Source organism: Brevundimonas sp. UBA5866 (genome assembly GCF_002432125.1).
Classification (GTDB): Bacteria; Pseudomonadota; Alphaproteobacteria; order Caulobacterales; family Caulobacteraceae; genus Brevundimonas.
Genome location: NZ_DJFS01000099.1, coordinates 78,039 through 85,740, shown reverse-complemented (window position 1 = coordinate 85,740; position 7,702 = coordinate 78,039). Strand labels below are relative to the sequence as shown.

Sequence of the window (7,702 nt, the reverse complement as noted above, 5' to 3'; positions counted from 1 at the left end):
AAGTCGCTGCTGTCGGCCTTTGAAGCCAACGGCCTGAAGAAGGTCGCGCCCGAAGCGGGCGAGCCGTTCGACCCCAACTTCCATCAGGCCATGATGGAACAGCCGTCCGATACGGTGCACGGCGGTCAGGTCATCCAGACCCTGCAGCCGGGCTATTCGCTGTTCGACCGTACGGTCCGCGCGGCCATGGTCGTCGTGGCGGCCAAGGGCTCGGGTCCGGCAGCGGGCGGTGCCTATGCCGAGGCCCCGCGCACGGGCGAGAATATCGACGAAAAGGCCTGATCGGCCTTCTGTCCCGGAACAAACCCGCCGTCCTGATGGACGGCGGGTTTTTCTTTGGTCAGGCTTTTACGAATTTGGCGAAATGCTCGAACATCCGGCGCTCACCCTCGGCGGCATGTTGCGGGTGATACATGGGGCGGTAGTCGGCGTGGAAACCGTGCTGTGCCCCTTCGAACAGGGTGATGTGGCTGTCGGTGTGATCGGCCGCGCTCAGAGCTGCATTCATCGCGGCGACACTGTCGTTGGGAATGCCGCTGTCTTGATCGCCGTATAGGCCGATGACGGGCACGGGCAGGGCGGCGGCCAGTTCGATCGGCCACGGCTTTCCGGCCTCGATCTGTTCGGGCGTTGCATTGGCGGCAGGGGCGAGGCGACCATACCACGCCACACCGGCCCGGAAGTTCAGCGAGGGATCGGCGCAGGCCTGCCACACAACCTTGCCGCCCCAGCAGAAGCCGGTGATGCCCAAGCGGTCGGCATCAGCGTACGGCTGGCTTTTGGCCCAGTCGATAGAGGCGGCAATGTCGCCCATGACCTGCGCGTAACTCGCCTTGTTCACGATGGCGATGATCTGCTGGAAATCCGTCAGCGGTGCCGGATCGGCTTCCCGCACGAAGAAGGCCGGAGCAATCGCGAGATATCCCTGACGGGCCAGGCGGCGGCAGACATCGCGGATGTATTCGTGAACACCGAAAATCTCCGAGGCCACGATCACGACAGGATAGGGGCCGTTACCCTTGGGGCGCGCCATATAGGCGGGCAGCTGGAATCCATCAGGTGCGGGATAGGTGACTTCACCCGCTTCCAGTCCCTCAGCGGAGGTGATGATCGGCGTGGCTTCCTGAGAGAGCGCGGCGGGAGCATAGGCGGCAAAGGCCGCACCGCCCACCGCCATCTTGCCCAGGGTGCGTCGGGTCGGGGTCGTCTGGTCCGGCGAAAGCCCTTCGGGCGTCGTGATGCTTGGCATTCGTCTACTTCCTCGTCGCTGGGCGTTTCATGTGAAACATTAAGACTTTATGGCGTCCATCGGCCCGATGGCACGACGTAAAGTCAGATTGATCCGCCCTCCGGATGCCAGAAGGCGGGACGTACCGGGCAGTATTCTGTCAATGCCATGCCGTGCCAGCCGCGCCGGCCCCGACAGGATGCAGACATCACCCGAGGCTAGCTTGACTGAACGGGTTGGACCACCCTCGGCCGAGCCGAAACGGAATACGGCTGTGTCACCCAAAGAGATCGAAACGACGGGTGCGGAAAAATCCTGTTCGTCCTTGTCCTGATGCAATCCCATGCGGGCATCGGCATCATAGAAGTTCACGAGACAGGCGTCCGCAGGGCCATCGAAGCCTGACACCAGCTGCCATATGGTATCCAGCAGAGGCGGAAACGCTGGCCAGGGCCTGCTGGTCTGCGGGTGATGTGGCTGATATCTGTAGCCGTTTCTGTCCGAAACCCACCCCAGCGGACCGCAGTTGGTCATGCGCACCGAGAACGGACGCCCTGCGGGTGTGACGGGTCGATAGAGCGGGGCCTGTTTCACCACGTCACGGATGTCGTCCACCAACCGGCGCTGGAGCGCTTCGTCCAGCAGACCGGGCCAGACCGCAAACCCTTCAAGCCCGGTGCTCAGCGGCGGCGGCAGGGTCAGTTTGGAGACGGTATCTTCACTCATTGCCACTAGAGAGTGGCGGTGAAAGGCGGCCAGGTCGATCCTGGAGGGGCTGGAATTGACGCTGCATCGACATAAAACCGATTCATTGCCCATCAAGCCCTTGCAGCCGCTAGGGACTTTCCCATATCCGACAGCGAACGGTCAGTATCCGGTCGTGGTTCCACGCCGTACAGGCCAATCCGAATTAACCTGCTGATCCGGCCTTGCCGGAGAGGCGTCTCGAGCCCAACTGGGGGCGGTCAAGCGCGGCGCTTTTGAAGGCCGCCGCATCGCCCGCCGCAAGGAGTGAAATAGACAAGGCCATGGCCAAAATTATCGGCATCGACCTCGGCACCACCAACTCGTGCGTCGCCGTCATGGACGGCACCAACCCCAAGGTCATCGAAAACGCCGAAGGCGCTCGCACCACCCCGTCGGTGGTCGCGATCCAGGACGGCGGTGAGGTCCTGGTGGGTCAACCCGCCAAGCGTCAGGCTGTCACCAACCCGTCCAACACCTTCTTCGCGATCAAGCGCCTGATCGGCCGCAATTTCGACGATCCGGTGGTGGCCAAGGACAAGGGCATGGTGCCCTTCGAAATCACCAAGGGCCCGAACGGCGACGCCTGGGTCAAGGCCCACGGCAAGGACTACTCGCCGCAACAGGTTTCGGCCTACACCCTGACCAAGATGAAGGAAGCCGCCGAGGCTTATCTGGGTGAAACCGTCACCCAGGCCGTCATCACGGTTCCGGCTTACTTCAACGACGCCCAGCGTCAGGCCACCAAGGACGCCGGCAAGATCGCTGGCCTTGAAGTCCTGCGTATCATCAACGAGCCGACCGCTGCTGCTCTGGCCTATGGCCTCGACAAGAACGACGGTCAGAAGATCGCCGTTTACGACCTCGGCGGTGGTACCTTCGACGTCTCGATCCTCGAGATCGGCGACGGCGTGTTCGAAGTGAAGTCGACCAACGGCGACACCTTCCTCGGTGGTGAGGACTTCGACCTGCGTCTGGTCGACTACCTCGCCGACGAGTTCAAGAAGGAGCAGGGCGTTGACCTGCGTCAGGACAAGCTGGCCCTGCAGCGCCTGAAGGAAGAGGCCGAAAAGGCCAAGAAGGAACTGTCCTCGACCACCCAGTACGAGGTCAACCTGCCGTTCATCACCATGAACGCTTCGGGCCCGCTGCACCTGAACATCAAGCTGTCGCGCGCCAAGCTGGAAGCTCTGGTCGAAGACCTGATCGCCCGCACCATCGAGCCGTGCAAGAAGGCTCTGGCCGATGCTGGCCTGAAGGCTTCGGACATCGACGAAGTGGTTCTGGTCGGTGGTATGACCCGCATGCCTGCGGTTCAGGAAGCCGTGAAGAAATACTTCGGCAAGGAACCGCACAAGGGTGTGAACCCTGACGAAGTCGTGGCTCTGGGCGCTGCCGTTCAGGCTGGCGTTCTGCAGGGCGACGTCAAGGACGTGCTGCTGCTGGACGTGACCCCGCTGACCCTCGGCATCGAGACCCTGGGCGGTGTGTTCACCCCGCTGATCGAGCGCAACACCACCATCCCGACCAAGAAGGCCCAGGTCTTCTCGACCGCCGAGGACAACCAGTCGGCTGTGACCATCCGCGTGTTCCAAGGTGAGCGCCCGATGGCTGCGGACAACAAGCTGCTCGGCCAGTTCGACCTGATGGGCATTCCGCCGGCACCGCGCGGCATGCCGCAGATCGAGGTCGCCTTCGATATCGACGCCAACGGCATCGTGCACGTCACGGCCAAGGACAAGGCGACGAACAAGGAGCACTCGATCCGCATTCAGGCCAACGGTGGCCTGTCGGATGACGACATCGAGAAGATGGTCAAGGAAGCCGAAGCCAATGCTGCGGCGGACAAGGCCCGCAAGGAACTGGTCGAAGCCGTGAACTCGGCTGATGCCTTGATCCACTCGACCGAAAAGGCCCTGTCGGAGCATGGCGACAAGGTTGGCGAAGCTGAAAAGACCGCCATCCAGACCGCCATCGACGAGCTGAAGTCGGCCAAGGACGGCACCGATCCGGAAGCCATCCGTGAAAAGACCAACGCCCTGGCCCAAGCCTCGATGAAGCTGGGTGAAGCCATGTACGCCGCCCAACAGGGCGACGCCGGTGCAGCCGAACAACCGGCTGACGACGGCGTGGTCGATGCCGAGTTCGAGGAAGTCTCGGACGACGCCGACAAGAAGTCCTGATCGCTCGGGGCTTGAGTAATGGATTGGCCCCGCTTGCCGGAAGGTAGGCGGGGCCTTTCTCAATAAGTGTCCCCGTTGCTTCCGGTGGGAGAACCAGGGGCATATCGGGTTGCCATTGCGCCTGCGGGTTCTGTGGTGGCAGCTTGAGCTTGCATCATTCGATCCGGCACCCAATCTTTGTCGGATCAATCCGCATACTGACGGGCCGGACGACAAGGCCCGCGGAGCGGCGCGAAGGTAAGAGGACGAACGCCAGATGGCGCAACGTGACTATTACGAAATCCTCGGGGTAGAGCGGTCGATCGATGACGCTGGCCTTAAGAGTGCGTATCGCAAACTGGCGATGCAGCACCACCCTGACCGCAACGGCGGCTCCGAAGAGTCCGTCGCCAAGTTCAAAGAGATTTCCGAAGCCTATTCGGTCCTGTCCGACGCGGACAAGCGCGCCGCCTATGACCGCTATGGCCATGCAGGCGTCAACGGTGGTGCCGCTGGCGGCAATCCGTTCGGTCAGGGCGGCCAGGGCTTCCACGACATCAACGACATCTTCAGCCAGGTCTTTGGCGACGCCTTTGGCGATGCCTTCGGTATGGGCGGCGGTCGTGGCGGCCGCGCCAACCACGGTCCGCGCCGTGGCTCGGACCTGCGCTATGACATGGAGATCACCCTCGAGCAGGCCTATCAGGGCGCCGAGGTCGAAATCTCCATCCCCACCATGATGACCTGCGAGCCGTGCGAAGGCTCGGGGGCCAAGGCCGGCAGCAGGCCCGACATCTGCTCGACCTGCGGCGGCGCGGGCCGCGTGCGTCAGGCCAACGGCTTTTTCCAGGTTGAACGCACCTGCCCGCGATGCGGTGGCTCGGGCGAGACGATTTCCGATCCGTGCCCCGAGTGCCGTGGTCAGGGCCAGGTCCGCAAGACCCGTCGCCTGTCGCTCAAGATTCCGGCAGGTGTCGATGACGGCTCGCGCATCCGCCTGACGGGCGAGGGCGAGGCCGGACAGCGCGGCGGTCCGCGCGGCGATCTTTACGTATTCCTGTCCGTCACGCCTCACGAACTGTTCGAGCGTGACAATCTCGATCTGCTGGTCACGGTGCCGGTCCCGATGACGGTGGCGGCTCTGGGTGGTGTTGTGGATGCGCCCTGCCTTGTCTCGACGGCCTGTGATGGCGCGTGCAGGCAGGCGGTCGATGTCCCTGCCGGTTCGCAAACGGGCCGTACTGTCCGGATCAAGGGCAAGGGCATGCCACACCTGAATGGCCGTACGCGCGGCGATCTGGTGGTGGAATTGTTCGTGGAAACGCCGACCGATCTGACTTCCCGCCAGAAAGAACTTCTGCAAGAGTTGGCAGCTTCTCTGGGCGAGAAGCAGACACCCCGCAACACCAGCTTTGCTGGAAAGGCCAAACGCTTCTGGGCCGATATCATGGGTGCCGAAACAGACGGTTCGAAAGAAGACGCTGCGTGAGCGAAATTTTCCACGCCGGTATTTCCGGTTATCGAGGCCGTATGGGCCGGGCTGTGTCCAATGTTCTGGACGCGCGTTCTGACGTTGTGGTCGCGGCCCGTTTCGACCGTGGCGACACGGTCGATCTGAAGCTGTGCGATGTGATCATCGACTTCTCGACGCCCGAGGCTTCGGTGGCGCTGGCCAAGGCCTGTGCCGAGGCCGGTGGTCCGGCGCTGGTCATAGGCTCCACGGGGCTGAACGAAGAACAGGAAGCCGAGATCGAGCGGGCTGCCGATAATGTCGCCATCGTCAAAAGCGGCAACTTCTCGCTGGGCGTGAACATGCTGATCGGTCTGGTCCGTAACGCGGCCCAGCGTCTGGATGGCACGGATTGGGACATCGAGATCACCGAGGCCCACCACCGCCGCAAGGTCGACAGTCCCTCGGGCACGGCCCTGATGCTGGGCGAGGCCGCTGCCGACGGTCGCCGCGCCGATCTGTCGGACCTGCGTACCGCGCCCTATGACGGCGTGCAGGGCCCGCGCGAAAGCGGCAAGATCGGCTTCTCCACCATCCGTGGCGGTGGCATCATCGGCGAGCACACCGTCATGTTCGCGTCCGAGGACGAGGTGCTGAGCCTGTCGCACTCGGCCATCGACCGCAGCCTGTTCGCCAAGGGCGCTGTCGCTGCCGCGGCATGGGTGCGCAACCGCCGACCCGGCCTTTACGACATGCAGGACGTACTCGGCTTCCGTCAGGCCTGAGGCCCGGTGGTATGACCAGATCCGGTTCCAGCTACGGCGTCACCCTACGGGCTGTATCGGCCCTGTGTTTCTCGCTGAGCTTCGGCCTGATGAAATGGGCCGCGACACTGGAACCGGTCGCGGCCAGTGAAATGGTCTTCTATCGGGCCCTGTTCGGGCTTCCGGTCGTGCTGCTTTGGATTGCCAGCCAGAAGCAGGGGCTGGATGCCATCAAGACCAAGCGGCCTTTCGTACACCTTTGGCGCTGTGCGCTGGGGGTCTCGGGCATCTTCCTGATCTTCGAGGGCATCAAACACCTCGCCTTGGCCGATGCCACGACCATAGGCTTTACGGCCCCTATCTTTGCGACCCTGCTTTCCATCGTGTTTCTGAAGGAAAAGGTGGGCCTGCACCGCTGGGTCGCCATTCTGATCGGTTTTGTCGGCGTTATGGTGGTGGTCCGTCCTGGCGCTACGGGCGCGCCACCGCTGGTCGGCCTTATGTTCGCGCTGGCCGGTGCGTTTGTGGCTGCATCGGTCACCGTGACCCTGCGCCAGCTTGGCAAGACCGAGAGCGCGACCTCGATTGTCTTCTGGTTCTTCGTCGCCTGCGCCGTGGCTGGCGGCACCGTGGCCCTGTTCAACGGGCATACGCACACTCTGGCGGTCATGGGCATACTTGCGGCAGGCGGCCTGGCGGGCGGCTTTGCGCAGATGTTGATGACCAATTCCCTGCGCCATGCGCCGGTATCCACACTGGCCCCGCTCGACTATCTGCAGATGGTGGGAGCGGTTCTGCTGGGCTGGTGGCTGATGTCGGATATACCGACAGCAGCCACTTTGGCGGGGGCATCGCTGATCGCAGCCAGCGGCCTTTATACCGCATGGCGCGAGCGGGTGCGTCGGCGCGAGATCACTCCTCCCAGCGCCAACGCCAGCGTCTGATCAGGCGACCTCGTTGACCATTTGCAGAAGGACCTGACGCCAGGGCGTCACGGTCTGTGGCGGATTTTCCAGCATGGCGGACAGGTCGCGCCCCAGCGGGTGATCGGCCGGAGGCGCAATCATGGACCAGTCCAGCGCATGTTTGGAATGCACGCGCTGACGGGCGATGACGCGGATGTCCTCGTGCCGCTCATCGAAATGAAGATGGATCATCAGCAGGTCGAGGGCAGCGGGCGCGCCCTCCAGCAACTGAATAAAAAAGCCGTCCTGAACGGTCAGGATGCCCGTGATTTTGGCTTCGGCATTTCTGTATCGGGCAACGGTGACGATGTCATCGAGGGCAGATGGCAGTTCGCTAGCCGAGAGCCGACATCGACTGATGTAAACCAGACAGTCCAGATCATTCATTA

The 7,702-nt window shown here is 62.9% G+C and carries 8 protein-coding genes; 5 read left to right on the top strand and 3 right to left on the bottom strand.

Annotated elements, in window-relative coordinates; genetic code table 11:
• Positions 1-282, top strand: a 282-nt coding sequence (gene grpE, locus B3H86_RS13625; protein ID WP_292054876.1) for a nucleotide exchange factor GrpE, incomplete at its 5' end; no start/stop codon positions are given.
• Between the two features lie 58 nt (positions 283-340).
• On the opposite strand, the gene B3H86_RS13620 is transcribed toward grpE, so the two are convergent.
• Positions 341-1,249 (bottom strand): dienelactone hydrolase family protein, encoded by a 909-nt coding sequence (locus tag B3H86_RS13620; protein ID WP_292054874.1) that lies wholly within the window; start codon positions 1,247-1,249, stop codon positions 341-343.
• Positions 1,250-1,288: 39 nt separating this feature from the next.
• Positions 1,289-1,954 (bottom strand): alpha-ketoglutarate-dependent dioxygenase AlkB family protein, encoded by a 666-nt coding sequence (locus tag B3H86_RS13615; protein ID WP_292054872.1) that lies wholly within the window; start codon positions 1,952-1,954, stop codon positions 1,289-1,291.
• Positions 1,955-2,256: 302 nt separating this feature from the next.
• Here B3H86_RS13615 and dnaK point away from each other — a divergent pair, with 302 nt between their 5' ends.
• The 4 genes from dnaK (at position 2,257) to B3H86_RS13595 (ending at position 7,292) form a co-directional block, all read left to right on the top strand.
• Positions 2,257-4,155, top strand: a complete 1,899-nt coding sequence (gene dnaK / locus B3H86_RS13610) for a molecular chaperone DnaK (protein ID WP_292054870.1) — start codon at positions 2,257-2,259, stop codon at positions 4,153-4,155.
• Between the two features lie 256 nt (positions 4,156-4,411).
• A complete protein-coding gene (gene dnaJ, locus B3H86_RS13605; RefSeq protein ID WP_292054868.1) occupies positions 4,412-5,623 on the top strand; it encodes a molecular chaperone DnaJ in 1,212 nt (403 codons plus the stop codon).
• Complete coding sequence (gene dapB / locus B3H86_RS13600; RefSeq protein WP_292054865.1) at positions 5,620-6,369, top strand: 4-hydroxy-tetrahydrodipicolinate reductase; 750 nt, start codon at positions 5,620-5,622, stop codon at positions 6,367-6,369. Before dnaJ ends, dapB begins: the two co-directional genes overlap by 4 nt.
• A gap of 11 nt (positions 6,370-6,380) precedes the next feature.
• Positions 6,381-7,292 carry a DMT family transporter gene (locus B3H86_RS13595; RefSeq protein WP_292054864.1) on the top strand — a complete coding sequence of 304 codons (912 nt, stop codon included), beginning with the start codon at positions 6,381-6,383 and terminating at the stop codon, positions 7,290-7,292.
• Here the strand turns inward: B3H86_RS13595 and B3H86_RS13590 are convergent, their stop codons facing one another.
• Positions 7,293-7,700: a BLUF domain-containing protein gene (locus B3H86_RS13590; protein ID WP_292054862.1), complete on the bottom strand. Its 408-nt coding sequence runs from the start codon at positions 7,698-7,700 to the stop codon at positions 7,293-7,295. It abuts the gene before it with no gap.
• Between the last annotated feature and the right edge of the window lie 2 nt (positions 7,701-7,702).